General features: G+C 39.9%; 25 protein-coding genes and 1 tRNA gene. 9 read left to right on the forward strand and 17 right to left on the reverse strand.

Going from position 1 to position 26,348, the window contains the following annotated elements; genetic code table 11:
- Positions 1-65 precede the first annotated feature (65 nt).
- Positions 66-2,513 carry a hypothetical protein gene (locus tag I6L31_RS06995; protein WP_005002343.1) on the reverse strand — a complete coding sequence of 816 codons (2,448 nt, stop codon included), beginning with the start codon at positions 2,511-2,513 and terminating at the stop codon, positions 66-68.
- A 320-nt stretch (positions 2,514-2,833) separates the two neighbouring features.
- Positions 2,834-3,724 (reverse strand): hypothetical protein, encoded by an 891-nt coding sequence (locus I6L31_RS07000; RefSeq protein ID WP_035271829.1) that lies wholly within the window; start codon positions 3,722-3,724, stop codon positions 2,834-2,836.
- Between the two features lie 136 nt (positions 3,725-3,860).
- Here I6L31_RS07000 and I6L31_RS07005 point away from each other — a divergent pair, with 136 nt between their 5' ends.
- A complete protein-coding gene (locus tag I6L31_RS07005; protein ID WP_005002334.1) occupies positions 3,861-4,136 on the forward strand; it encodes a MerR family transcriptional regulator in 276 nt (91 codons plus the stop codon).
- On the opposite strand, the gene I6L31_RS07010 is transcribed toward I6L31_RS07005, so the two are convergent.
- Positions 4,133-5,386 carry a tyrosine-type recombinase/integrase gene (locus I6L31_RS07010; RefSeq protein ID WP_005002325.1) on the reverse strand — a complete coding sequence of 418 codons (1,254 nt, stop codon included), beginning with the start codon at positions 5,384-5,386 and terminating at the stop codon, positions 4,133-4,135. The two genes, I6L31_RS07005 and I6L31_RS07010, sit on opposite strands and share 4 nt — an antisense overlap.
- 151 nt (positions 5,387-5,537) lie before the next feature.
- Positions 5,538-5,624, reverse strand: a tRNA-Leu gene (locus I6L31_RS07015).
- A 180-nt stretch (positions 5,625-5,804) separates the two neighbouring features.
- Here I6L31_RS07015 and queA point away from each other — a divergent pair.
- From queA to secF, 7 genes are all read left to right on the forward strand, one after another.
- Positions 5,805-6,839, forward strand: a complete 1,035-nt coding sequence (queA, locus tag I6L31_RS07020) for a tRNA preQ1(34) S-adenosylmethionine ribosyltransferase-isomerase QueA (RefSeq protein ID WP_035271873.1) — start codon at positions 5,805-5,807, stop codon at positions 6,837-6,839.
- Between the two features lie 14 nt (positions 6,840-6,853).
- Complete coding sequence (locus I6L31_RS07025) at positions 6,854-7,885, forward strand: hypothetical protein (protein WP_005002320.1); 1,032 nt, start codon at positions 6,854-6,856, stop codon at positions 7,883-7,885.
- Positions 7,886-7,902: 17 nt separating this feature from the next.
- On the forward strand, positions 7,903-8,469 hold the full coding sequence (locus I6L31_RS07030) for a LemA family protein (RefSeq protein ID WP_005002318.1): 567 nt from the start codon (positions 7,903-7,905) through the stop codon (positions 8,467-8,469).
- A 222-nt stretch (positions 8,470-8,691) separates the two neighbouring features.
- A complete protein-coding gene (gene tgt / locus I6L31_RS07035) occupies positions 8,692-9,822 on the forward strand; it encodes a tRNA guanosine(34) transglycosylase Tgt (RefSeq protein ID WP_005002316.1) in 1,131 nt (376 codons plus the stop codon).
- Between the two features lie 113 nt (positions 9,823-9,935).
- The gene (gene yajC / locus I6L31_RS07040; protein WP_004992746.1) at positions 9,936-10,265 is read left to right on the forward strand and encodes a preprotein translocase subunit YajC; all 330 of its coding nucleotides are present in this window, start codon (positions 9,936-9,938) and stop codon (positions 10,263-10,265) included.
- A gap of 54 nt (positions 10,266-10,319) precedes the next feature.
- Positions 10,320-12,221 (forward strand): protein translocase subunit SecD, encoded by a 1,902-nt coding sequence (gene secD / locus I6L31_RS07045; RefSeq protein WP_005002313.1) that lies wholly within the window; start codon positions 10,320-10,322, stop codon positions 12,219-12,221.
- A gap of 8 nt (positions 12,222-12,229) precedes the next feature.
- Positions 12,230-13,189, forward strand: a complete 960-nt coding sequence (gene secF / locus I6L31_RS07050; protein ID WP_010588618.1) for a protein translocase subunit SecF — start codon at positions 12,230-12,232, stop codon at positions 13,187-13,189.
- Positions 13,190-13,257: 68 nt separating this feature from the next.
- Here the strand turns inward: secF and I6L31_RS07055 are convergent, their stop codons facing one another.
- From I6L31_RS07055 to I6L31_RS07075, 5 genes are read right to left on the reverse strand one after another with little or no spacing between them, the layout of a single operon-like run.
- Entirely contained in the window at positions 13,258-13,533 is a 276-nt protein-coding gene (locus I6L31_RS07055; protein WP_004992737.1) for a hypothetical protein, read from the reverse strand.
- Between the two features lie 29 nt (positions 13,534-13,562).
- Positions 13,563-14,219 carry a 4'-phosphopantetheinyl transferase family protein gene (locus tag I6L31_RS07060; protein WP_004992735.1) on the reverse strand — a complete coding sequence of 219 codons (657 nt, stop codon included), beginning with the start codon at positions 14,217-14,219 and terminating at the stop codon, positions 13,563-13,565.
- Between the two features lie 35 nt (positions 14,220-14,254).
- Positions 14,255-14,689 carry a hypothetical protein gene (locus tag I6L31_RS07065; RefSeq protein ID WP_004992733.1) on the reverse strand — a complete coding sequence of 145 codons (435 nt, stop codon included), beginning with the start codon at positions 14,687-14,689 and terminating at the stop codon, positions 14,255-14,257.
- Positions 14,690-14,702: 13 nt separating this feature from the next.
- Positions 14,703-15,926, reverse strand: coding sequence for a beta-ketoacyl-ACP synthase (locus I6L31_RS07070; RefSeq protein ID WP_004992730.1), 1,224 nt, complete (start codon positions 15,924-15,926; stop codon positions 14,703-14,705).
- On the reverse strand, positions 15,926-16,651 hold the full coding sequence (locus I6L31_RS07075; protein ID WP_004992727.1) for a 3-ketoacyl-ACP reductase FabG2: 726 nt from the start codon (positions 16,649-16,651) through the stop codon (positions 15,926-15,928). Before I6L31_RS07075 ends, I6L31_RS07070 begins: the two co-directional genes overlap by 1 nt.
- Before the next feature lie 144 nt (positions 16,652-16,795).
- Here I6L31_RS07075 and I6L31_RS07080 point away from each other — a divergent pair.
- A protein-coding gene (locus I6L31_RS07080) for an IS4-like element ISAba1 family transposase (protein ID WP_100607965.1) occupies positions 16,796-17,886 on the forward strand; the annotation gives its coding sequence in 2 pieces (ribosomal slippage) (positions 16,796-17,336 and positions 17,336-17,886; 1,092 coding nt in all).
- On the opposite strand, the gene I6L31_RS07085 is transcribed toward I6L31_RS07080, so the two are convergent.
- The 8 genes from I6L31_RS07085 to I6L31_RS07120 are packed head-to-tail and all read right to left on the reverse strand — an operon-like array spanning position 17,828 to position 26,347.
- Positions 17,828-18,274 carry an ApeP family dehydratase gene (locus I6L31_RS07085; protein ID WP_228128598.1) on the reverse strand — a complete coding sequence of 149 codons (447 nt, stop codon included), beginning with the start codon at positions 18,272-18,274 and terminating at the stop codon, positions 17,828-17,830. The two genes, I6L31_RS07080 and I6L31_RS07085, sit on opposite strands and share 59 nt — an antisense overlap.
- A gap of 2 nt (positions 18,275-18,276) precedes the next feature.
- On the reverse strand, positions 18,277-19,491 hold the full coding sequence (locus I6L31_RS07090) for a beta-ketoacyl-[acyl-carrier-protein] synthase family protein (protein ID WP_004992723.1): 1,215 nt from the start codon (positions 19,489-19,491) through the stop codon (positions 18,277-18,279).
- A gap of 5 nt (positions 19,492-19,496) precedes the next feature.
- Complete coding sequence (locus tag I6L31_RS07095; protein WP_004992721.1) at positions 19,497-20,048, reverse strand: DUF3261 domain-containing protein; 552 nt, start codon at positions 20,046-20,048, stop codon at positions 19,497-19,499.
- Between the two features lies 1 nt (position 20,049).
- Positions 20,050-21,360 (reverse strand): NAD(P)/FAD-dependent oxidoreductase, encoded by a 1,311-nt coding sequence (locus tag I6L31_RS07100; protein WP_004992716.1) that lies wholly within the window; start codon positions 21,358-21,360, stop codon positions 20,050-20,052.
- A 21-nt stretch (positions 21,361-21,381) separates the two neighbouring features.
- The gene (locus I6L31_RS07105) at positions 21,382-23,712 is read right to left on the reverse strand and encodes an MMPL family transporter (RefSeq protein ID WP_035271827.1); all 2,331 of its coding nucleotides are present in this window, start codon (positions 23,710-23,712) and stop codon (positions 21,382-21,384) included.
- Positions 23,681-24,340: a LolA family protein gene (locus I6L31_RS07110; RefSeq protein WP_005002305.1), complete on the reverse strand. Its 660-nt coding sequence runs from the start codon at positions 24,338-24,340 to the stop codon at positions 23,681-23,683. The genes I6L31_RS07105 and I6L31_RS07110 overlap by 32 nt, the downstream gene beginning before the upstream one ends.
- Positions 24,337-24,771 (reverse strand): acyl-CoA thioesterase, encoded by a 435-nt coding sequence (locus I6L31_RS07115; protein ID WP_005002303.1) that lies wholly within the window; start codon positions 24,769-24,771, stop codon positions 24,337-24,339. Before I6L31_RS07115 ends, I6L31_RS07110 begins: the two co-directional genes overlap by 4 nt.
- Complete coding sequence (locus I6L31_RS07120) at positions 24,761-26,347, reverse strand: HAL/PAL/TAL family ammonia-lyase (RefSeq protein WP_005002298.1); 1,587 nt, start codon at positions 26,345-26,347, stop codon at positions 24,761-24,763. Before I6L31_RS07120 ends, I6L31_RS07115 begins: the two co-directional genes overlap by 11 nt.
- Position 26,348 lies beyond the last annotated feature (1 nt).

Here is a 26,348-nt window from a genome sequence, read left to right on the forward strand (position 1 = left end):
ATTCATCCACAAGATGCTGATCACCGATGTATCAGAAAAAATGTCAAAATGTGCTTAGGCTAAAGTTACGCCTTAGATTTGGTTTTAACTTTAGATTTAATCACACTGCCTTTTACTAAAACTTTAGGGACTCGAACGGTCGCTTGTCGCTCATACATCTCAAGGTAGCTGTAGTAATTTACCAATACTTCAAAGACCTGCTTTCGTCTAGATTGGTCACCAATTTCAAGTAACAAAGATTGCTGATTCAACTCAGGAACTGATGGCATTAAAGGAACCGTATCGAATAATGTTTTAACTCCATCCTGTTGAACAGTGTTCATTTGGGTTTTCCACATTTCCCCAAATAAATCATCCTTACCTTTTAGTTCCTCGTACTTTCTCGCATCAAAAACTAAAATCAGATCAAGATAAGTATGCTGTCCAGCATATTCACGCCATGCTCCAAAGTAACCTATCATACTGGATACTGGTTCCTTACTGCGGTTACGTAAAAACATCTCTGTAATATTTTTTGAGAAAATCTGCTGATTGACTTCTGCCTCATTTGACTCCAAACCAAAGCGGACTCGATAAAGAATACATTCCTTTTTAAACAAGCTTTTTAAGTATTTCTGCAAACTATTCAGCCTCAGTCCACACTTTTTATAACTCGATTCAATATAATCATACGTTGTAATAATCTCATCACTAACAACCTCAGTCTGAACATAGTCCACATATTCAATAATTTCAGTGGTTGTTTGATGGTTGTCCATTGTAGATTCGTCCAAGTCCACTGATACCGAATTCTGCACCTGTTTCCAGATTTTCACATCTAGCTTAGATTGTCTGATATTCGAGTGATAGTCAGATCGAAGTTGCTTGACCAATGCATTGAATCGTTCAGCACCTTGCTTGCTGGTTTTCGCAGCTAATTGTTGCTCAACTTGCCAATGATTCATATTCATTAAAAAGAACTGCACATTAATATTTAGCCGATACAAGTAAGGGCTTATTGTCAACAGTTGCAAGTCAGGTAAATGACTGAGTATCCATAACAGTTGATGACCTATACGCGTGATTGAATGCTCAATTTCTTCAGCACTCAACTCAACATTCCCCATTCGAATAGGCAGATCAAACGCACCAACTGTGGTATCCATTACTGTCGCCATAAATATTTCAATATTCTGAATGAGTTCTATAGAATCTGGAAAATCGCTTAACTCGAGTACCAGCTCGCGATTGAAAATTTGTGAAATCTTCAATCTATTTTTTGCGATGATAGGTAGATGGCGGACAGCCCATATTTTATCATCTTCATATTGCACTAAATCCTGAAAAGATTTTCGCGCCATCATCGTTAGATCGACAGGAAAATTACGATCATCTAAAAATTCAGAGGAATACCAAACTTGATTGATCGGGTAAATTTGATTATTAGATGTATATAAAAACTGAATGACATCATCCACATGCTGAAAAAAATTCAGAATCCAATATTTAAAATCTTTTACTTTCCGTTCATCCGTTAACTTGATCTCCCCATCGATGGCATTTTTTTTCAACTCTTGAGCAAGTTGCTCCCCCCAATGATGAATATGAAAAGCTCGATCAATCAGAATCTTTTTAAACTCAGATTCAAGTCTTTTAATTATCTTGGCTGATACTTGTTCTTTTTTGTTGTTCAATATCAATACAACGTTGAGATTTAATCCTGATACAAGATCGTGTTCCACCTTGGTCATCATAAACAATAATCCTGCAATCCCCTGCATCATCTGCTGTAACTGTGGGATTCGTATCAATCGATCTTGAACGAACGAATGATAGTCATCCATTACACCAGACTTGAACGGAATCTGAATATTTAAAGACAGGCAAAAAATTGATTGGTATCTTTCCAACAGGGTATCGAAAAACTGCTCACACGTGACTTGAGGTGTCTGGGCAGGAATTACATAATTCGGCTGATAGTTAGTTGTACTTAAATATTGTTTCAACCTAAACAAAATCTCGAAACACCAATGAGGTTGAATATGCTTTCCATTACTTACATTTGTTGGAAACACTGTAGTCGCATTTCCATTTAAATGTGAATACAGGTGATGCTGATGATTATTTAAATTTGATGATGATTGTTTCTGAAGATTCAGCATACACCAAACTAAATAAAGTCCATCGCCTATTTTAAGATATGGGAAAAACCTTAGATTCTGATCACAACTAAAACGTTCAATTTCTTGTCTTTTAAGCAACCAATACGATGTCGTACTGTTCATTAAATTGTGCTTAAACTGATCCAAAGTCAAAGAAAAGTTTTGCTCAACCAAACACCACAAATACTGCAACTTTTCCAACTCATCGATTTGCTGTTGAGTATGATCAAAACCACTCGCATCGTCTCCATAAGAAGCCATCATTTGTAATTTTTTAAATTTCAAAATACGAAATATATCTGCAACATTAATTTTTAAATTATTCCAACTAAAATTGTCTAAAATGCCTACATATCTTGATTCTTTAATCATTTTAAAATGTATTATTACATGTATTATTTTAATTATAGCGTATTGTAAAGTTAAAAAAACATATGTATAAAATATTATTTCATAGTCTATAGACAACAATTCTTTATATTATTTTCAATAAAGTGATTTTCAATTTTATTATTTCATGAATAGAAGCCGCAAAAAAAGCAGAATTTTCTACTTCTGCCCTAAAACTCAAAATATCTTTTCAACTCAGTTCACTAAAAATCACATTCCTACAAATGCACATACATAACAAAACGTGTGGTGGATATGCTGGACGAAACCATCCAAATCAATCGCAGCTCACCTAAAAAATATCAGCAATTTTCTTTAAGCAGAATTTCTTGCAATATCTCAGGCTGAATTCTCAACTCATGGATAATGGTCTCAGCAATGTAGCCATCACTATAGGGCATTTTATAGCCGAATTTTTCCATCTCTCTAGAAGTATATTTTGACTTGAGGATTTGATTGATGCTTTTCAGTTCCAGTTTTAATTTTTCTATTTTTTTAATTATTGATGCCGGCTTTCTTCGGACACTCCTAGAATCAACAGAGGCTTGTTTAGCTGACTGCCACTCCTGCTCAAGCGACCCGAGCATTTTTTGCTTCTCTGCAAGCTCCTCCTTAAGCCATTGAATGTCATAGACCTCGAAGGCTTTGAGTAAATCATTAAGAATAAAATTAACTGCCTGATTCAGATTCTTCCATTTACCATGATGTGCCACTTGTTCCCGTAAAATACGATATATAATTTCACGTCTTGGGTATAAATGTTTTGCATAGCGAGCTTTGACTGCAATGATTGCCTTTGCACTTTTGGCAAGTGTATTGTTCTTAATAAACTCCAATCCGCCAAGCATTTGCACATAGGCAATTAAAACATCTGAATATTGTCTTTGGAAAATTTTGGCAGGCAAATTATTCATCTCGACCTTTAATGTATTAAGGTGTGTTAAAAGCTCAGCAAGCTGTGATGGCTTAAAAGGAATAGTTTCTCCCACCATTTCTTGACGGAAAGCCATGAGCTCACTGACTGCAAAATCATTCTGCTGCATTCTTTTTATGATTTTTTCTTTTTTGTCTATGCATGATTGATTCTCCGATGCTATTGATTCATCATTCAACTCACACTGATAGTAGTAGCAAAAGTTTAACCATATATCCTGCTCAAGCAGCTCTAAGCTTGATAATTTTTTATCATTCACAATTTATTAAAATACAGATAATTGGATAGCATAATACTAATATATTTTTAGATTTAAGTACTGTTCTTTTTATCCCCTCATCTCTCACGCTAACATTCTACCATCAACAATCATTTAGCATCATTGGTGAACTATTATGGCTAAAGCAAAAATTTCAGAAATATCCTTTGAACAAAAGCTTGCATTAAGGAATGCCTTTTCAAATGCAACGGAACATACAGAATTTGAGCAAGAAACCATTGCCATATACTATGGAATTTCACTCTCATTGCTACAGCAATGGCGGTGCAATGGTGGTGGGCCTAAATTCAAAAAAATCGGCAGAACCATCCTTTATCAAAAATCTGACGTGTTAATTTTTTTTAAGCAGAAATATGAAAATACTAGCCAATATCAAAACAAAGCCTCTTAATTTGAGGCTTTGAGCTTATTAACAGCATCGTTCAAAGTAACACTTGAGTATTCAAAAAGTTGCTGTTCAATATCATTCATTGCTTGCTTAAGCTTTTTTGTAGACATTTGAATATAACGTAATGTCACATCATTTTGACGCGATGAATCTCGATGATTTAGCAATCTTTTAATCGTTGCCACACTGTAATCAAGATGGTTAGCAATGCTTGCATATGTCCTTCTCAAATCATGCGTTGTAATATTTGTTCCAGCCTTTTGATTTAGGGTAGCTAATCCAGCTCTCATATTCGTTATATGCTGCCCTTCATTCTGACGAGATGGGAATACCCATTCACTTCCTTTTTGAGCATATCTTAATTTGAATATTTCAAATAAAAAATCACCCATCGGTAACTGATGATTATCACCATTCTTTGGATCATGAAAAATTAACAACCCTTTTTTCATATCTACATCTCTATCCCATTGTAGACATTGCCCCTCATCCAATCTGATACCTGTAAGCATAATTAGCAAATACAAATCTCGTGCATTATTTGCATATGGCTTATTGTGCCAGCGAGTTTCATCCTGATAATTCAATAACGCATTAAAAAAATTACCAGCATCATCTTCCTCTAAATAAGACGTTTTAGCTTTAATATTATTCCAAAGCTTTTTTGCAGTAAGAATTTTTATGGGATTATCTTTAAGCAATGGTTGCTCATTTTCGTCGGTATAAGTAAATTCTGCCCAAGTATAAATAGCCCTTAATAAGCGCATAGATGCATTCGCCTGCGCTGGGCTAACCTTGGTGATTTCCTTAAATTTGACCACAATATCCTGACGAGTAATTTCACTTAGTCGTATACTCTGAAAATCAGCAAGATAATTTTTGATCTGCTTGTTATAGGAGATCAGTGTTTTACCCTTAAGACTACGCTCATTGATGTATTCCCCATACGCCACCATCAAAGTTGGAATTTGCTTTTTAATTTTCTGTGGTTTACGAGGATCTTCTCCAGTCCCAATTTGTGTCAGTATCGATTCAGCTTTAGTTCTAGCTTCAGTGACTGTTATTTCAAAATGCTTGCCAATTGCAACACGATAGTTTTTACCTTCCTTTCGGCGTTCTGCAATATATGTTTTAGATTTTTGTGTAACTCGTAGAGCAAAACCTATTAAAGAAGCATCACGATAGATTTTTTGACCAGATTGTTCAAACTCAACTTTATCGACAAACGATTTAGTAATTTTATAGGTAGCCATGTAAATACTGACAATTCAGAACATTTGGCGATAATAGAATAGATATGGAAATATTAGCAACTGTCTACAAAAGAGCTACAGATTTTAAAAAGTCTACAAAATTTGGATAGTTTAAATAATTTTATTTTGATCTAACTTATTGATTAATAAGTGGTCCCGAGGGTCGGACTCGAACCGACACGTCATCGCTGACAGTGGATTTTGAGTCCACCGCGTCTACCAATTTCACCACCTCGGGAGAGCTGATGCTTGCTTTGTGTTGCGTATAATAGCGTGTTTTAAAAACTTGTCAACGACAAGACTTTAACTTTTGCCTACTTTTGCAGCAAACAAACTTTTATCAGGATAAAATCATCATGACTCCCTTTCAAAAGCCAAAAAGACTATACTAGGCGCAAATTTTGTAATGTCCCGTATTATGCAGCTTTCAGACTTTAACTTTGATCTTCCAGATGAACTTATTGCTCGTTATCCACTTGAATCACGCAGTGCTTCGCGTCTTCTTCATTTAGATGCACAAGGTCAATATCACGATCGTATGTTTACCGAGATTGTCGATTTATTAAATGAAGGTGATTTACTGGTTTTAAACGATACCAAAGTCATGAAAGCGCGTTTAAAAGGTAAACGTGTAAGTGGTGGTGCCGTTGAAGTTTTGGTTGAACGTATGCTGGATCAAACCATTGCCCATTGCCATATAAAAGCCAGCAATACGCCAAAAGCGGGCGCAGAGCTATTTATGGGTGAAGATGGAGTCAAGGTCGTTGTACAAGGCCGTCATGAGAATTTATTTGTGGTGGAATTTTCTCAACCTATATTGTCAGTCTTAGATCGTTATGGACAACTTCCCATTCCACCCTACTTTAATCGCGAAGCGGAAGCCATTGATACAGAGCGTTATCAAACGGTGTTTCATGATCCCGAAAAAATTGCCAGTGTCGCTGCACCAACTGCAAGTCTACATTTTGATGAAACACTGCTTGAGCAGTTAGCACAAAAAGGCATTCAAAAAACGTTTGTCACTTTACATGTTGGTGCAGGAACATTTATGCCTGTGCGTACAGATGATATTAAAAATCATATTATGCATAGTGAATGGTGTGATGTACCAGAAGCCACTGTCGAGTTAATTCGTCAAACAAAGGCACGTGGCAATAAAGTCATTGCTGTTGGAACAACCGCAACTCGCGCATTGGAAAGCGCAGCACAGGCACATCAGGGTCAGATTGCAGCTTGGACAGGCGATACTCAAATTTTTATCTATCCAGGTTATCAGTTCTGTGTGGTAGATCGCTTGATTACCAATTTTCATTTGCCTGAATCGACACTTTTGATGTTAGTTTCAGCGCTCTCAAATCGTGACAATATCCTGAAAGCCTATGCCCATGCAGTCGAATCAAAATACCGTTTCTTTAGTTATGGCGACGCCATGTTGATCGATCAGGCTCAATAAGGTAAATCATCAAGATGCCAATTAAGACTGTACAAAGCGCATTTCATATTCGTCGTAAAAAAAATGCGCATGTATTTCGTAATATTGCACGGCTTTGGGAGATTGGCGAACAAGTCGAAACGCATCAGCAAATTTTGGATCAACTGCATCCATGGGGAGATCATCCTACACTCCGTTTTGACAATGGTTTACCCAAGTTTCTGATGCTGCTAGGTGCGCTCAGTTTCTTTGCCATGTTTGCTTTGCCCAGCATAGGTTTGCCTTTTATTTTTGGTTTTTTTAGTGGTATTGTTTTATTGTTTTTAGCTTTTATTCTTTATGAAACAGATGATGCTATTCAAGAAGTTGCTCGCTATCTGGAAGAAAAGTCGATTGAAACGCGGTATGGTCTAAAGTTTGGGCAAGTTCCAGATCATTTATCATCATATGCTCGACCCGCTTTATTTATTCAGCAGTTAAAAAATAGCTTTCCTTTTTTTGATAAAGGACATGATTCCAATCAAATTTCTTTGTATGCCAGCGCGACATTTAAAGATGATCAAGATAAAGCATACCCTGCTTTTATCTTTCAATATCATTATATTGATCGAATTGAAGTGATCGATGGGAATGGAGATAAAGTCACTATCCGACGTATCGACAAGAACTTATATGGGATTTGTATATTTGAAACACAGATACGTGCACTGGCTGTCAACAATCTAGGTTCGGAAATTGGTTTTCCATACGAAGTCCGCTGGAACAGCAGTGATATCCAGATTAATCAGCAATTACAGATTTATGGGATAGATCAACTACAAATGGTCAAAACACTTAATCCTGCATTATTACTGCGCTTGTCTGATTTTTTTAAATCGCGTAAAGGTGAACTGATTTTTCATTCTCATCAAAATATGATGTGCTTTTTAGGTGAGGCAGATTTATTTGAAGTCAGTTCCAAAGCACGAGAAATTCAGGATATTTCAAGTTTACGTGGACATTTACGCACCTTTCGATTAAAACATTATGAACAACTGTGTTCTGATCTCAGCACTTTTTTAAAATAACAATTTTGGGGAATACGATGGGTTTGTGGATTTTTCTGCTCATTATTTTAGTCATTATTATTTTTGGTATTTTGATTCGCAATAAAATTGTATTGCATTTTAATGCAACCAAACGCGCATGGGCAGATGTAGCGACTTATGAACGGCAAAAATTAAAAGTATTGGACGAACTTGCACCAATGGTTGAACAATATGCCAGTTTTGAAAAAGGCACTTTGGAAAAAGTCACTGAGTTACGCCAAAGTATTCTTAACCTGAATGTCGATCATACAGATATTGCCCAATTGCAACGTATTGAAAACTTAAATAAAGAATTGATGCGTAGTTTGAATGTGGTGGTAGAAAACTACCCTGAACTCAAAGCCAATGAAATCTATTTACGTATGATGAATGAGATTGATGAGCAAAATGATAATGTCAGTGCGGCCATCACCATTTTTAACCGCAATGTCGAACTGTTTAATAATCATATTGAAGTATTTCCCAATAATATGATTAATACTTTAACTTTAGGCAAGAAATCGATTCGTCCATTTCGTGATCATGCTGCTGCGCAAAGTTTTGATTATCGTCCTAATTTTTAAATCCTCGTTTTGAAGAAAGTGATCATTGCTCTATCCTGAGTGATGAATCACGCTCTTCAATCTAACCGACAAAGCAATATTAGGTACAATTGATCGTAGAATTTGGCTTTTTATCGATCTCATAACATTTAGTAGTAGAACTCCCTGCATAAATCTAGGAAAATAGCGCTCTTTATTTTAGCCATCAGCGAACTGTTTTTTCGCCTCGATTTGGAAAGTTGCATGAAGTTTGAAAAATTAGGTCAGTCGGGGCGCGCCCGTCGTGGCCGTTTGACTCTTGAACACGGCATCGTTGAAACTCCTGTATTTATGCCCGTGGGTACTTATGGTACGGTCAAAGGTATGTTGCCACGTGACATTGAAGAAATTCAGGCGCAAATTATTTTGGGCAATACCTTTCATTTGTACTTGCGCCCAGGCCTTGAAGTCATCAAAGAGCATGGTGGATTGCACGATTTCATCAAATGGAATAAGCCAATCTTGACCGATTCTGGTGGTTTTCAGGTGTTTAGTCTCGGCGCAATGCGTAAGATTAAAGAAGAAGGCGTGACGTTCCGTTCACCGATTGATGGCTCAAAAGTATTTTTGTCCCCTGAAATCTCTATGGAAATTCAGCAGGTGCTTAACTCGGATATCGTGATGATATTTGATGAGTGTACGCCTTATCCTGCAACCCATGAAGAAGCACAAAAGTCTTTACAACTTTCGCTACGTTGGGCAAAACGCTGTAAAACCCATCATCATGATGAACTGAAAAATACCAATGCATTATTTGGCATTATTCAGGGTGGCATGTATGAAGATTTGCGTGATGAGTCGTTGAAAGGTTTACTTGAGATTGGTTTTGATGGTTATGCGATTGGTGGTTTATCAGTCGGTGAGCCGAAAGATGAAATGATCAAGGTGCTGGATTATCTGCCAAATAAAATGCCGCATGATAAACCACGTTATCTGATGGGCGTTGGGAAGCCTGAAGATATTGTGGAAGGGATTCGTCGCGGGATTGATATGTTTGACTGCGTGATGCCCACCCGTAATGCGCGGAATGGACACTACTTTGTGACAGACGGTCTGGTTCGCATCCGTAATAGCAAGTATCGTCATGATCAAAGTCCGCTTGATCTGCATTGTGATTGTTATACGTGCAAAAACTTTACTCGTGCCTATCTGTATCATCTTGAAAAATGTGGTGAAATGCTGGCATCGATGTTAGGGACTATCCATAACTTACGTTATTACCAGCGCTTTACCCAAGATATCCGAAATGCTTTGGATCACGGGACTTTCGATGAATTTGTGACAGACTTTTATACCCGTCGTGGTTTAGAAGTTCCCGCTTGTCCTGTAGATTGATGCAACTAGATTTGCGCTCAACAAAAAGACAAGGTAAATTGCAGAACGAACTCGTATTTTGTCAGGATTTGACAATCCTTTTTTAATTTAGGTTTTAAGTTTAGGAAATCGAAATGAGCTTTTTAATTTCTTCTGCTCACGCAGCACCAGCAGCGGCACAAGGCCCAAGCATGGTCACCAACTTACTGATGATTGCAGTATTTATTGCGATCTTTTATTTCTTGATCTGGCGTCCTCAATCTAAACGTGCCAAAGAGCATCGCTCCCTCATTGAGAGTCTAGGTGTTGGTAGTGAAGTCGTTTTTGCGGGTGGTTTGATGGGCCGTATCACCAAAATCGAAGGTGATTATGCGGTAGTTGAACTGAATCGTGGTAATGAAGTTAAAATTCAACGCGCAAGTGTGATTTCAGTTCTTCCTGAAGGCACTCTAAATAACCTTTAATCATAAAAACAGTCGTGCTTGTTGCACGACTTTTTCATTTTAAGAAGAAAGCGAATGCGTTACCCTGCATGGAAATATGTACTGATTGTGGTTGTACTCATCATCAGTACACTCTACGCGCTGCCAAGTTTGTATCCAGATGAACCTGCTGTTCAGATTTCAGGTGCCAAAGCCGGTACTCAAATTGATCAGAGCATTGTACAAAAAGCAGAGCAAATTTTAAAAACTGCCCATATCCCAAGCCATGACAATACCTTCAGTGCCAATGCGGCCTTGTTGCGTTTAAGTTCATCTGAAGATCAGCTGAAAGCGCAGGATGTCTTACGTCGTGATTTAGGTGAAAACTACGTGGTGGCACTCAATCTTGCACCCACAACCCCAGAATGGTTGCAGAAGATTGGGGCGAAGCCGATGAAGCTTGGTCTTGACTTACGCGGTGGTGTCCACTTCCTGCTTGAAGTTGATATGGACAAAGCCATTGCGCAACGTATGGAAACATCGGCGAGTGATATTCGTCGTCAATTCCGCGACAACAACATCAAGTTCAATAGTCTTTCACTCAATAACAATGCGATTAACGTTCAGTTTGCCAATAATACTGACCGTGATGCGGCGATGGATTTCTTACGTCGTAATGGCAATGAATTCACCCAACAGGCTGTGGCAACGGATAACGGTTCAAGCTTGCGTTTGACTTATACCGATGCTCGTCGTCAGGAAATTCAGTCTTATGCGGTAAATCAGAACTTAACCACACTGCGCAATCGTATTAATGAGTTAGGGGTGGCAGAAGCACTGGTACAAACTCAGGGTAATAACCGCATCGTGGTGGAATTACCGGGTATACAGGATACTGCCGAAGCGAAACGTGTTTTAGGCCGTACAGCGAATCTGGAATTCCGTTTGGTTTCAGACCAGAACGATCAATATATTGACCGCTACACAGGAAAATATAATGGTCAGCCATTACCGCCAGGTACAGAAGTTTTTGCGTATGAATCATTGGATAGTGGCCGTCAGTTATTACTGAATCGTAACCGTATTTTGACCGGTGAACGTGTTCAAAATGCAAGTTCTGGCTTTAGTCAGGATACAGGTGGTGCAGAAGTGAACATCACACTGGACAGTGCGGGTGGTAAGCTGATGGCGGATGCTACACGTAATTCTGTCGGCAAACGTATGGCGGTATTGTTTATTGAAAATAAACAACGCATTAGCTATGTGGCTGATCCTGTGACAGGGGCGCAAACTGAAGTTCGTACGCCTTATACAGAGTCGGTAGTCATTAATGCCGCAACCATTCAAGCCGTTTTGGGTTCACAATTCCGTATTACAGGACTTGCATCTCCACAAGAAGCTTCTGAACTTGCATTGATGTTACGTGCAGGCGCATTGGCAGCCCCAATGTACTTTGTTGAAGAACGTGTCGTCGGCCCAAGCTTAGGTCAGGAAAATATCGACAAAGGTATCTTATCGACCGAAGTCGGCTTTATTTTAGTCGCCATCTGGATGATCGTGTTCTTCCGTCTGTTTGGTTTGATTGCCAACTTTGCCTTGGTCTTTAACCTTGCCATGATTTTAACCGTCATGTCGTGGATTGGCGCTTCCCTGACCCTGCCAGGTATTGCAGGGATCGTGATCACCATTGGTATGGCCGTCGATGCCAACGTCCTGATCTGTGAGCGAATACGAGAAGAAATGAAATGGGGTGCTTCGCCCAAACAAGCCATTGTTGCAGGTTATGATCGAGCTTATAACACCATTTTTGACTCGAACCTCACTACGTTCCTTGTTGCATTTATTCTTTTTGCGATTGGGACAGGTCCAATTAAAGGCTTTGCTGTCACCTTGATGATTGGTATCGTCTGCTCGATGTTTACTGCAATTACAGTAACTCGTGCGATTGTCCAGCTCATTTATGGCAAACGTCGTAATTTGAAAAAGTTGAGCATATAAGGAGATCGATGATGACTGATGTGACTCAACCTAAACAATACGGCCGTCCAGACAACGAACGCATTATCCCATTTATGAAGATCGCCAAACCAGCGGCAATCTTCTCGATTCTACTGACACTCGCCAGTATTTTCTTTATCGTGACCAAAGGTTTAAATCTTGGCCTTGATTTTACGGGGGGTATCTCAGCAGAAATTAATTACTCGCAGCCTGTCAATCAAGCTGCGGTAAGTCAGGCTTTGGAAAAAGCAGGCTTTAAAGATGCTGTAGTGCAAACTTTAGGCAGTAATAAAGACCTGCTGGTGCGCATGCCTGTACAAGAAATTAAAGTAGATGACTTAGGTAAAGCGATTTCTCAAGCGGCTCAACTTCCAAACAATACTGCGATGGTACACAAAGTCGATGCAGTTGGTGGACAAGTCGGGAATGAGCTTTATATCCGTTCTGCGGGTGCTGTGGCTTTGGCACTTTTGCTCATGCTCATCTATGTCACCATCCGCTTTGAGTTCAAACTGGCACTCGGTGCGATCATGTCATTATTCCATGACATTCTGATCATCATTGGTGCGTTTGCATTGTTCCAATGGCCTTTTGACCTGACTGTTCTTGCAGCAGTATTGGCAGTGATTGGCTTCTCACTAAACGATAATATCGTCGTGTCAGACCGTATCCGTGAAAACTTCCGTAAGATTCGCGGTGCAACTCCTCGTGAAATCGTAGATATTGCTTTGACTGAAACCTTACGTCGTACTATCCACACCTCTATGACATTACTCCTTGTGGTAGTGTCAATGATGTTCTTGGGTGGAGATGGCTTAAAATGGTTCTCTGTCGCTATGTGTGTCGGGGTATTTGTCGGAACTTATTCTTCGATTTATATCGGAACAGCCTTTGCCTTATGGCGCGGCCTAAACCGTCAGGACTTCATCGTTCAGGTTAAACCTGAGTTTGAAGATGATATTCCTTAAATATCTTTGAAAAGTTAACACGTAAAAATGCCAGTGAAATACTGGCATTTTTTTGATGATCCATTTGATCAAAGCTCTTTATTTTCTAGTTCTTTCTCTCTATCTAATTGTCTTTGACGCTCTTGCTGATTGATACCCTCAAGCTTTATGAGCAAATAAACAATCGCATAGTAGTATCGAGTTAATAAGGCAAAAAATAAGAACGTATAAAATGAAGACAAATCCATCGTTCGTTTCGCAATAAAAAATTTCTCATAAAGTTCACTACCGAATGAACAAAAAGCACAAATTAAAAATAAATAATAAAGACAAGTGATATCCCGATCAGTGATTTTTAATTTCATATGGTTTTCCAATTTATTCTCTAAAAGTTTTATGTATTCATGTTTATAATCTGAATATTGGGCAGAATAAACTGACCGCATCCCATTCCAGAACGCCACGCCACACTTAGCATGGCATGTCCCAAATCAAAACATTGATATGCAAATACACCTAAACGTTCATCGATAATCTGGCCATTGTCGTGTGTTGGATGCATCTGGGTATTTAAGGTATTTAAATCCAGACGAATGCCCATACCATGCGCTTTTAGCAATGCTTCTTTGGTGGTCCAGACCTTAAACCAATAATTGATGTCTTCCCCTAAAGCTTTCCAGCATTGGTATTCTTGCGGATGAAAAGCATGTTGAGCCAGTGCTTCAAAGCGGATTTTGCGATCTAGGCTTTCTATATCCACACCCAAATCCTGAACATTTAAACTCAGTGCCAATGCATAGTCATTCTGGCTATGCGAATGATTAAATTGTAAGGGATGATCAAGTAGATAGGGTTTACCTTGCTCCGCAATCGCATATTGTAATTTTGAAATAGGCACATGTAAAAATTTTGAAATTAATTCATCACGATACTGATAAATTTTGTTTTTTTTATAAGCTTGATATTCGGCACGATTAGCAAAATCCTGAACGGATAACTCAAGAAGATCAGCCAATGATCGAATATACACTTGAATATTTTTCATGTTCATTGGCTCACTTCCGGATAAAACTATTTTAGACTGAGTTAAAACTTAACAATATCCCCTTTTAGCGCCACACTTGCCACCGCCATACCTTTATAACACTGGTAAGTGGTTGTGCTTTTCGCTTCATTGGATTTGAAATAGCTCACAATATTGGTGACTGCATTGCCGCCTTTAGCCTTTGCTGCACTTTGTAACTGGATCAAAGCAGAACGTAATACCCAGTCACAAGACGTTTCTGCCGATTTGGCAAAGCCATTGGTCTTTTTGTTAGTGACAATACCTTGCTGTAACACTCTTCCACCAGATTTGGTTCCACTCAAATAAAATTTAACAGAACCATCTAGCGCCCCATCTGCGACTGCACGATCCACAGCCGCTTTAAAATCTAGATCATGCACTTGATCTGCTGCCTGTACAGTTCCCATTAATCCCATACACAGTACAGCAAGGCTGAATTGTTTCTTAAGTGACATTGTTGTATTCCTCTTATTTCAGGTTTTTAAAAATCAAGGAGGTATTAATTCCCCCAAAAGCAAAATTGTTACTCATGATAATATTGGCATTTAAAGGTCTTACCTGCCCTGTAATATAATCCAGATCACCGCAAAGCGGATCAACTTCATCTAGATTTAGGGTTGGAATGAATTGCTTCCGATGCATCATTTCGATACTTAGCCAAGCTTCAATCGCGCCACAAGCCCCAAGCGTATGACCAAAATAACTTTTCAGTGAGCTAATCGGTTTTTTCCCCAACACTTGCGCGGTCGCTTGGGTTTCAGCAATATCTCCCTGATCAGTCGAGGTGCCATGTGCACTAACATAATCAATCTGATCTGCTGTCACGCCCGCATCTTTTAAAGAGAGTTGCATACAGCGCGCCATCATCTCCTGATCAGGACGGGTGACGTGTTGTCCATCGGTATTGCTGCCATAACCCAAAATTTCTGCATATATTTTGGCACCACGGGCTTTGGCATGCTCATATTCTTCTAAAATTAAGCAACCAGCTCCCTCACCAATCACCAACCCATCACGTTTTTGATCAAATGGCCGCGGGGTTCGTTCAGGTTGATCATTCATGCCACTGGTGGCCAATAACACATCAAAAACCGCAGCTCCTGCGGCACTGAGTTCCTCTGCGCCGCCAGCCAGCATCACGGTTTGTTTGCCATATTTTATGGCTTCAAAAGCCTGACCAATCGCCATAGAACCTGAAGTACAGGCACTCGATGTCGGTAAGGTTAGACCTTTTAAACCGAAATAAACGGTCATATTCACCGCACTGGTATGTGACATCATTCGGATATACGTGGTCGCATTCATTTGGCTCATGTCGTTATCAATCAACATACAACCAAACTCACGTACGGCATCGACACTTCCCGCAGATGAACCAAATGCCACACCTGCATCACCACTTTTTAAAATGGGATCATTTAATAAACCTGCATCTGTCAGCGCATTTTCAGCACAGACCACTGACATTAAGGCTACTCGGCCCATTCCGCGTGTGACTTTGCGATTAAAATGTTTGGGAACCGTAAAACTTTCGACAGGCCCACCCAGCTTGGTGCGCAAATCAGTATATTTTTCCCAATCGGGCATATAACGAATGCCGCTTTTAGCCTGAGCAAATTGTTCAAAAATCGCATCTGCCGTTTCACCAAGCGAAGTAATTCCTGCCATCCCTGTAACCACAACACGCTTCATTAGATCAGCCCTCCATTGACTGAAATCACTTGTCGTGTGATATAGGATGCATCATCGGAACACAAAAATTTCACGACACTGGCAACTTCGTCCACATTTCCCATACGTTGTAATGGAATCATTTTTAAAGCATGTTGCTTGACTTCTTCAGTCACCATTTCAGTTTCAATTAAACCTGGAGCGACACAATTGACCGTAATTTTCCGCTTTGCCAACTCTAGTGATAAAGCTTTGGTCGCCCCAATTAAGCCTGCTTTTGCTGCACTATAATTGACCTGACCACGATTACCCATCACCCCAGAAACTGAAGACAAAGTCACGATACGCCCCCCTTTTTTCAAATGAATCATGGGCATAATTAACGGTTTAAGCACATTATAAAAACCATCCAGAGAGGTCGAAATCACGTCATCCCATTCATGATCACTTAATGCTGGAAAAGCAGCATCATGAGTTAAACCCGCATTTAAGACGACACCATAAAATGCACCATGAGTTTCAACATCTTGCTCAAGCATCTGACGCACAACTTCACGTTCAGTCACGTCAAACATCAATACGTGGCTGTTTCGTCCCAAATCTTGAATTTGCTGTGCTACAGCCTGCGCTTCTTCAATACGCGAACGCGCATGAACCGTAACATCAAAACCTGCCTGTGCTAATTGCAAAGCAATCGCTTTACCAATTCCCCGACTTGAGCCAGTGACTAAAATTCGTCTATTCACACATTTTCCTTATTATCTTGATCGCCTGTCGGCTCATAAACACTTAAGAGGGCTGAGATTTTATGATTTTTGTCTCTGTACACGACAAAAATAGATAACTCATTGAAATAATGTCACAATAATTGTTTTCTAACGACGAATACTATGATACATCTCAATGAGTTATATCTTATCTTAAACAAATCTCTAAAATGGAACAAGTCACATTTAAAGTGCTTTGCGCTCATCATGCTTGTGATTATTTTAAAGCAAACATGTAATCTTTCTTCTGCATCTAAAGCCTTGCCCATCAAGTGCTTACCACAATCATTTTATCGACGTATGCAGCGCTTCTTTGCAGGTCAGTATTTTGATTATCGTCAAATTTCTCAGTTGATTTTCAATATGTTTTCATTCGACCAAGTGCAACTGACTTTAGATAGAACCAATTGGAAATGGGGAAAACGAAATATTAATATCCTGATGCTCGCAATCGTTTATCGTGGAATAGCGATACCTATCCTTTGGACATTGCTTAATAAACGTGGAAATTCAGATACGAAAGAGCGCATTGCTTTGATTCAACGCTTTATAGCCATTTTTGGTAAAGACCGTATTGTGAATGTGTTCGCAGACAGAGAGTTTATCGGTGAGCAGTGGTTTACATGGTTAATTGAACAAGACATCAACTTCTGCATTCGTGTTAAAAAAACTTCATTGTCACCAATCATTTAGGAAAGAATCATAAAATTAGTGATTTATTTCGCCATCTTAAAGTTGGTCAAATTGAATGTCGTAAACGACGGATTTTGGTTGGTCGGGTGAAACTATATATAAGTGCACTACAGTTAGAAAATGGAGAGCTTTTACTCGTCGTTTCTCCTCAGTTTAATGCCAATGCTATTCAGGATTATGCATTACGCTGGGAAATTGAAACCTTATTCAGTTGTCTCAAAGGACGCGGGTTTAATCTTGAAAATACGCGCTTGACAGACCCTAGACGAGTGAAAAAATTGATTGCGGTGTTAGCTATAAGCTTCTGTTGGTGTTACTTAACGGGTGAATGGCAACATGATCAAAAAAAAGCGATAAAAATAAAGAAGCATGGACGACTCTCAATGAGTTTATTTCGCTATGGTTTAGACTATGTTCAAATGGCGATTCAGCGTTTAATTGGTTTTGGGAAAAAAGAAGAGTTTAAGGAAATTTTGGCAATTTTAAGAAGGCAGAATCCTGATAGGATAAGGGTTCTGTGAAATTTGTCGTGTACAGAGGATTTTTGTACACAATCTCACAGGCAAATTGTCCCAAACCTTCATGCAAATATTGCTGCTCGACTCGAATGATCAAGGTACTTCCCATTTCAAAAAAAGGCACGGGCAGATTTAATTTACGTGTTCCCAATAAAAAACCAACTTTGGGAATATTGCCTTGTTGTTGCCCTTTCCATCCTGAATAGGCACTAATGGTTTGTGCCATCAGCTCGATACTCGACCATGTAGGTAAACCCTCTGCTTCACAAAATAAGAGTGCTGCACGAACGTTCAGATTGGCAACGGCAGATTGTTCAGATATCTCGACCAAATCATCGATAAACACCATTGGTTCTTGATGAGGAATATATTCAATTGCTTTTTGCTGAATATTCATGGCAAAGTTCTTCCAAAAATCAAACTGACATTACTGCCACCGAAAGCAAATGAATTGCTCATGACATAATTTAAAGGTCGATCAACAACTGTTTGTGGACTGACCTTACTGTGATGAACAAAATGTTGATCTGCAAGCGCAGGATCAATTTCACCTTGTTGATGCAACGGTAACCATGTCTGATCGAGCAGAACCTGTTGGCAAATATAAGCTTCAACGGCACCCGCAGCCCCCAGACAATGTCCTGTTTTATGTTTGGTGCTACTCATCGGCACACGATCATCTGCAAAAACCTGCCGTACCGCCTTAATTTCCATCACATCATTTTGCGGTGTGGCTGTACCATGCAAATTCAAATAATCAATCTGACTGGCATTCAACTGAGCATCCGCCAAAGCGCGTTGCATCGCTTGAGCCGCCCCTAGTCCTTCTGGATGCGGTGCAGAAATATGCCATGCATCCATCGATTCACCACCACCAAGAAACATTACTGGAGCAGAATCTTTGGTCAATAAAAACAAACTGGCGGCTTCGCCAATATTAATGCCATCCCGTCCTATGCCACAGGGTTGACAAATATCCTCAGATAAACTGTCCAGACTATTAAAACCATTTAAAGTTAAACGACATAGTGTATCAACGCCGCCCACCAAAACAGCATCAGCCAGATTTGCATTGAGTAAACGTTGTCCGGCAATAAATGCTTTGGCGCTGGATGAACATGCGGTTGAAACTGTGTAAGCTGTACCCTGCCAACCTAAATAGGCCTGTAGACCTTTGGCCAGTGCATTCATTTCCTGTTTATGATGATCAATCATCAGCTCGGTTTTGCCATGAAAATATTCTGCTAGAAGCGGTTCATTATCGCCAATACCCGAAGTCGATGTTCCCATGACAATCGCTAAACGATGAGGATGGATGTTGGCTGTTAAATCTCGCAAAGGGATTTCAATTTGTTGTAAAGCCGTCACAGCAAAACGTAAATTACGTGACATCCAAGCTTCACAGTCATTTGGTAAGTTTTCTATCAAATGTCCTGTATATGCCCCTACCCAAACTGAACGCTCAGGCAGCCATTCAGATTGTATAGATAAGCTGGTTTCTGGCAGGGTTAAACGCTGATGCAACTGTTCAGGACAATTGCCTAAAGCCGAAAGGCTACTGCTCAGTTGAATGCCAACAGCAGAAGAATGTTGTTTTTGTTGCATCATTTTATCTATTCATTGGACTGTAAAGTATTTTCAATCGGTGAAAACGTCATTTGATAAGGCACCTGTACATTTTCGAGTTCCATCTTATCTTTTGATAGATATTGAATCTTCAAAACCAATTTTTTTTGAATATAAATTTCGCCACCTGCTGCATAGATTTGATCCTGAATAAGCTCAGGATGGATCATGGCTTGTTGTTGGGCAAAATCAGGATAGGTTGCCAGCAAAATATCCCGAATTAAAAATTCAAACGGTAATAAACGCATTTGTTCGATACGCTGTTTCACCTGAATATGCTGACCATTATATTCAATCTGAAATAATTGCTGTCCCGTTAAACTTAAAGCAATGAGTTCTAATACCTGTCCCTGTTGCTGCTGATAGAGTAGAAAACTAAAACTCTTTCCATGCCATTGCACATCTACCTGATCCTGACGCTGATACGCTTGCTGTTGCCATGTCGCATTTTCAAGACCTACAGCTTTCGGCATGAGCTGTTGACAAGCTGTACATGCCGTAAATATACAACTCAATAACAGCAAGCGAATCGATGACATCTTAAATTTCCGATAACTGTGCTGGAGAAGCGTCTTCACGACAATATTCAGCCAGAGTGGCGAGGCGACGTTTGGCATTTCTATACATCGGATTACGTTCGTCCCATGCATAACCTGCCAGAAGTGACGCGATCATCCGTTCAATCTCAGGATTTTTATGTGTGGAAAATACCACATCCTGAAACTCGCCCGTATACCATGCTTCCACATAGGCACGAAAAACGCTGATTCCCTGACGAAGGGGTTGCTCATACTCTGTTAACCAGTCGATTTGCTCTCCCTTGATCGCACGTTCCACCAATGGAACCGCCAAACTAGAAGATTTCAACGCAATGGTTACACCTGATGAAAATACTGGATCTAAAAACTCTCCTGCATTACCTAACAAGGCATAATTGGGCTGTGCCAGATGTTTGACATCAGCCGAATAACCGACCAATGTTCGCACAGGTGTATCAAATTTAGCCTGTGCTAGAATTTTAGACAGGCTCTCATCATCTGCTAAAATTCGTTTCAGTAAAACTTCATTTTGATCCTGCTCGGCATTGCCAGTCAGATAGTCATTAAAAAAATCCTGCTCGGCAACCACACCAAATGAACTTCGTCCATCTGCAAAAGGAATCAACCAAAACCATGCCCGATGATTTTTTTCATGCACAGTAATCAGGATTTTATGACGATCAAATTCAGGATTGTTAGCAATACCATCTTCAATATGGGTAAACAATGCACGGCGTACAGGAAAACTCGAAGGCGCTTCTAAATCTAAAAATTTAGGTAAGATTCGTCCAAAACCACTGGCATCCAATAAAAATTTTGCCTGTAGTTGATAGGAGTCACCCTGTTCAGGTTGAATCGTTAAAATCGGCTGTGCTGTTTCAACATCGACTGCAATGACTTCGTGCCCAAATCGAATATCTGTACCTAAAGCTTGTGCCTGCTCGGCCAATAAGCGATCAAAATCAGCGCGACGAACTTGCCATGTCGTGCCAGGCCCTTCACTAAACTTTTGGGTAAAATCATAAAAGCTACGTTGTTTTCCACGTAAAAATGCTGCACCATTTTTAAATTGAAAGGCGCATTTTTCAACATGGTCGCGTACAGTATCTAATAAACCCGCTTCTTCTAAAAAGACCATACATTGAGGCAATAAAGATTCTCCTATCGAAAAACGCGGAAAATGCTGTTTCTCAATGATGCAGACTTTAAAACCTTTTTGACGTAATAAAGCGGCTGCTGAACTGCCAGATGGTCCTGCCCCAATAATCATGACATCTGTTTGTTGTATCGTATTTTGTTGCAAATTTTGCATGGCACATTGACCTTTTTAATCTCAGTTCTTTGACTGATAACGTGAAATCACCACATGTTGCTCATCCGATGGCGTAAACAACGTGGCATAAATAAATGAAAAAATGACCCCAAAAAGTACCGTTAAACCAAAACAATGAATCGCATAAGTATGACTCAATGATAATAAACCAAAGCCGAGCAAAGTTGACATCATACATAAGAATAATGCCATTCCAACCACTTGCGGATGATCATGGCCATGTCGATAAAAAATCGCATAATCCACACCAATCCCCACAATTAGAAAAGTCCCCATGATACTAAATAAATTAAGTTCAACTCCTAACCAAGCCTGTATCGCAAAAGTCGTAAGTAATGCCAGACTCACTGGCATCACCAACGGCACAATAGAGCGCCAGCCATAAATCACACCTAGACCGATCGCCAACGCAATCAGGGCATAGATAAATAAAGATTGTGCCTGTAAACGGTGTTGTTTAAATAAATCGGATAACTGATTCATGGGTTGCTGTAAAATTATTTGCTCGTTTTGCAATTGTTTTAAAGCATTTAGATGCTTAACTCCGTTTAAAAGTACCAAACGCTCATTAGAACGAACTTGTAAAAAGGCCAATGGATGCTGCTTAAAATCCTGTAGTGACAATAAAGGTAAAGTAGCTAATTGTTGCTGCCATGCTTTTACGTCATTTACGGGTAAGCCCATATTTTGCGCGTACTGCTCTAACACAGATTCTGGAATCGACTGAAGCTGGGCAATATTTTGTTGCTGTTGTTGCTGCGTAGGAATCCATTGTCCTAAAGCCTGAAAACTTGTGAGTTGATCTTGATGTTGTAAATGCTGTAACTTTTGAATCAATACTTGTTCATTGGCTTGCATTTGTTCTGGCGTACGCCCCCGCACCACAAAATAGTCGCTACCCTGCTGCCCCATAAAGCGTTCACGCACATACTGGTCTTCTTGCTTTAAGGATTTATCCATACTTTGCAAATTGCGAATATCATCATTGGTTTTTAAGAAAAATAAACTACTCACTCCGATGCACACAATACTCAACAAAGTGACATAGCGAATTAGTCGATGCTGCTGAAACCAGATTCTAAATTCACCAATCCACTTTAATCGTTGAATAGCAGGTTCAGCATTTAAGGCAGGTAAACGCGGCAATAATAAAATACTGGTCAACCACGCCGAAGCCAAACCCACAATGGAAAACACGGCAATTTGTTTAAAGCCCGGAAATGGCGTAAAACTCAAAAACACATAGGCCACGATGGTGGTCATCAATCCCATAAACAAGCTCGGCAATAGCGGACGTAGAACTTCAAAACCACTCAGCTTACGGTGCTGAGATTGCATTGCCATAAAGTAAAAGGAAAAATCGACACAGACACCAATTAGACTTGCCCCAAACACCAAGGTCATCAGATGAATTTCACCAAAGATCCAGTGGGTGGCGGCAAAAGCCACTAAACACCCTGTCGAAACAGCAATAAACTCAGTCAATAAAGGGCGTAACGAACGAAAACCAAACCAGACCAATAGCATTAGCCCCAGACTTGAACCTACACCGATGGTCGAAATCTCCTGTTTTGCCGACTGCGTACCATAGTTGGAAAATAATAATGTTCCAGTCCAGTGACTTTTAACATTCATCTGAGCAAGGTGTTGTTGGGTCGTATCAATCCACGCTGAAGCCTGCTCTTGATAATCAATGTTATAAGGGCTTTGTTTTAATTTTAGGCTAAACAACCGTGAAATTTTGTCGTGATCATGAATCGTAGCAAAACCGTTTTCCAGTTCGACATTGTCATGTTGTACCTGTTGACTCACTCCAAGCAAATAACGGCTAAACAGCATGAATGGATCTTGTTTTAAGCTCTCTGCGCTAATCGGCAAACCTGGTGTAAACAATTGCATCAGGCTTTTTTCAGTTAAACTTGCATAATCTTTTTGCGCAAGTAACTGCTGATCATCCGTACTGAGTAAACCTGCACGGTGCTGATATAAAATTCGCCCGAGTTGTTCCGTATCTACTTGTGGCTGTAACGGTTCAAACAACGAGCTTTGGCTCACAGCACGTTGTAAATCATCCGTTGCTTGTTGTAATTGTTGACTATCTTGAGCATCAATCACGACAAAAATATTACTGTTTAGCTGTTCACTGACATAGTGCTGCGTCTCAGCTAAATCTGCATCCTGATTCAGTTTAGGCAGTAAAGCAAAAATATTGGTCTGAATATGAATCTCTTTTTTGAGCCATGCCACACCCATGATCAAACTGATCACCATGAGCATGACCAGCCAGACCACGCTACATTTATTTTGCCAATTGGAAAAGTGCTTGTTCATCAGTCGTGAGTGCCGCTGGTTGTGAATGTTGCTGACTAAAATGAATCGTGGTTATATTACGACCTTGTTCTGCAATCACAATTTGATTGACATATTGTTGTCCCTGTACATCCACCTGTACAAATAACTTTTTAAATAAGCTACTTTTAGGACGCAAACTGATTGACCAACCTTGGGCGGTGATACTGGTTTTATTGACGGTAAAATGTTGATCTAAAAGTGCTGAGTTACCCGACATCAATTGCAAAAATAAAGTCGCCACTGAACCATAGGGTGACTTGCCGACATCAAGCTGACTCATGGTGTTTGCTGTTTTCTGAACCAGTTTTTTGGGCGTTACCACAAGGTCTGCTTGGACTGGACGCTGTAGCTGCCACAGCACACCATTACTTTTAGCAAAAACCACATCACCGTTGGAAACAAAAGTTTTTTGGAGAGATGCCAGTTTTTTTTGCTGTTCAAATTTGGCTCGTACCAACGTGGTTTGTGAAAGCTGTTTAAAAATCTGTTCTGCTTGTGGTGAAGCTGCCTGCACAGTAACCGAAAGACTTAAAACCCAAAATACGAAAGTTGCGAGTAGAACAAAATTAAATCTTTTTTTATGTTGATTTAAAATAGCAGCCATCATGGTTTTTGCTCCTGCGCGGATTGAAACTCAGACCATGCATTCAGACAATCCAATAACACTTGCGGAGACTGAAAACACATTTCCCGTGTTTGAATTTCAACGGCGACCTGCGTGGTATAACCTTTGGTCAGTCGTTTTCCAGTCGCTTCATCAAAAATCACATAATCAATTTTTAAACGATTTTCCCACTCTTTTAACATTGCACGTACCCGAATTTTTTGCTCAAACTGAATACCCTGTACATAGCGTACATGGCTTTCAATCACAGGCCACGCATAACCTGAAGCCTGCATTTGCATATAGTTATAATGAAACTGATCCAAAAGCTTACAGCGCGCGATTTCAAAATATTTCAGATAATGCCCATGCCAAACCACATTCATAATATCGACATCATGAAAAGGAACCTCAATAACGACTTCAGCTTGCATAAGCTTGCTCCTGTTGCAGCATCCAATCCGTATTAGACAGTTCAAAGTTGGCAAAACGATCCATTATTTGTTGTAATTCAGTTTGTAATGGTCGGTCTTCCACCACCAATGCAAAACTGTGTAAGGTCCAGTCCATAAATGCTCGCAGCACTGGCGAAAGCTGTTGCTTTAAGCCTTTTAAATGAATTGCCTGCACACTGGCACAACATAAGGCAGCGACCACTTGTTCAGTCAATACAATCACACGTTCGGCATCTCGTGCCGCAATTGTGCCCATGCTGACTTTATCCTGATTGTGACATTCCGTTGAACGCGAAAAAATGGAGGCCGATAAGGTTTGTTTCAATGCTTCGGCTGTCCATGCCGATACCCCAATTTGTACCGCTTTAAAACCATGATTTAAAGGTAAGCGGTCTGCTGTTGCACCCGTTAAATTACGCGGTAAGCCATGATTCATTTTATGATCGACCAATTGCGCTAATTGCCGATCCAGTAAATCAGCAATATTGGCAATCATGATTTTTAAACTATCCATCGCTTGGGCAATATGTCCGCCATAAAAATGCCCACCATGTAAAACCCTCAAGTTAATCGGATCAATCAAAGGATTGTCATTACTCGAATTCAATTCATTTTCAATAAATTGACGTAACCAAACTTTAGAGTCTTCAAAAACGCCAATGATATGTGGCGCACAGCGTAATGAGTAACGATCCTGCAAACGTGGACTTTGATGGGCGGTTTGCACTTCGCTTTCTAGCCAGTCACGTAATTGTGCTGCAACTTTCTGCTGTCCTGCATGTGGCTTTTGGGCAAACAGCACTTCATCAAAATGTGTTGGATTGCCGTCTAATGCAAACACATTTAATGCCGTAATTAATGTTGCAGCATGGGCAACTTGCTCAGCACGTTTATAATTTAAACATGCCATTGCTGTCATGACGGCTGTTCCATTCATCAAAGCCAGTCCCTCTTTAGGGCGCAAAATCAAAGGCTCAATACCTTTTGCTGTATACACCTGTTGGACAGGTACAATTTGACCTTGGTAATAGACCTCTCGCTCACCGACCAATACCCCCGCAATATAGGAAAGCGGGGTTAAATCGCCGCTCGCGCCAACAGAACCTTCGGATGGAATGACAGGAATTACATTTTGATTGAGTAACCAAACTAGACGCTCTAGTAACGCCAGTGAAACCCCAGAATAGCCTCTTGCCAAAGAACATAATCGCGTAACGACTACAGCGCGCGCAGTCACCAGTTCCAGATTTTTACCTAGGCCACAGCCATGAAAACGAGAAAGATGTAAAGGCAGTTCATTCACCTGATGCGCAGGCACTTCAACTAAACAAGAATCTCCATAACCTGTTGTAACTCCGTAAATAACACCTTCCTGCTCTAATAATTCGTCCAGAAAGTCAGCGCCTTTTTGAATAAAATCACGCCACGTTTGTTGTTGTGGTAATGAAACCTGACAATACCCATGTGCAACACGCACCACATCTTCAATACTTAATGGCTCTATCCCTACGGTAATGAATTGTTCTATGCCCGTATTTAATATACTGTTATTCAAT

The sequence above is a fragment of the Acinetobacter septicus genome, from assembly GCF_019355975.1.
In the GTDB taxonomy this organism is placed as follows: domain Bacteria; phylum Pseudomonadota; class Gammaproteobacteria; order Pseudomonadales; family Moraxellaceae; genus Acinetobacter; species Acinetobacter ursingii.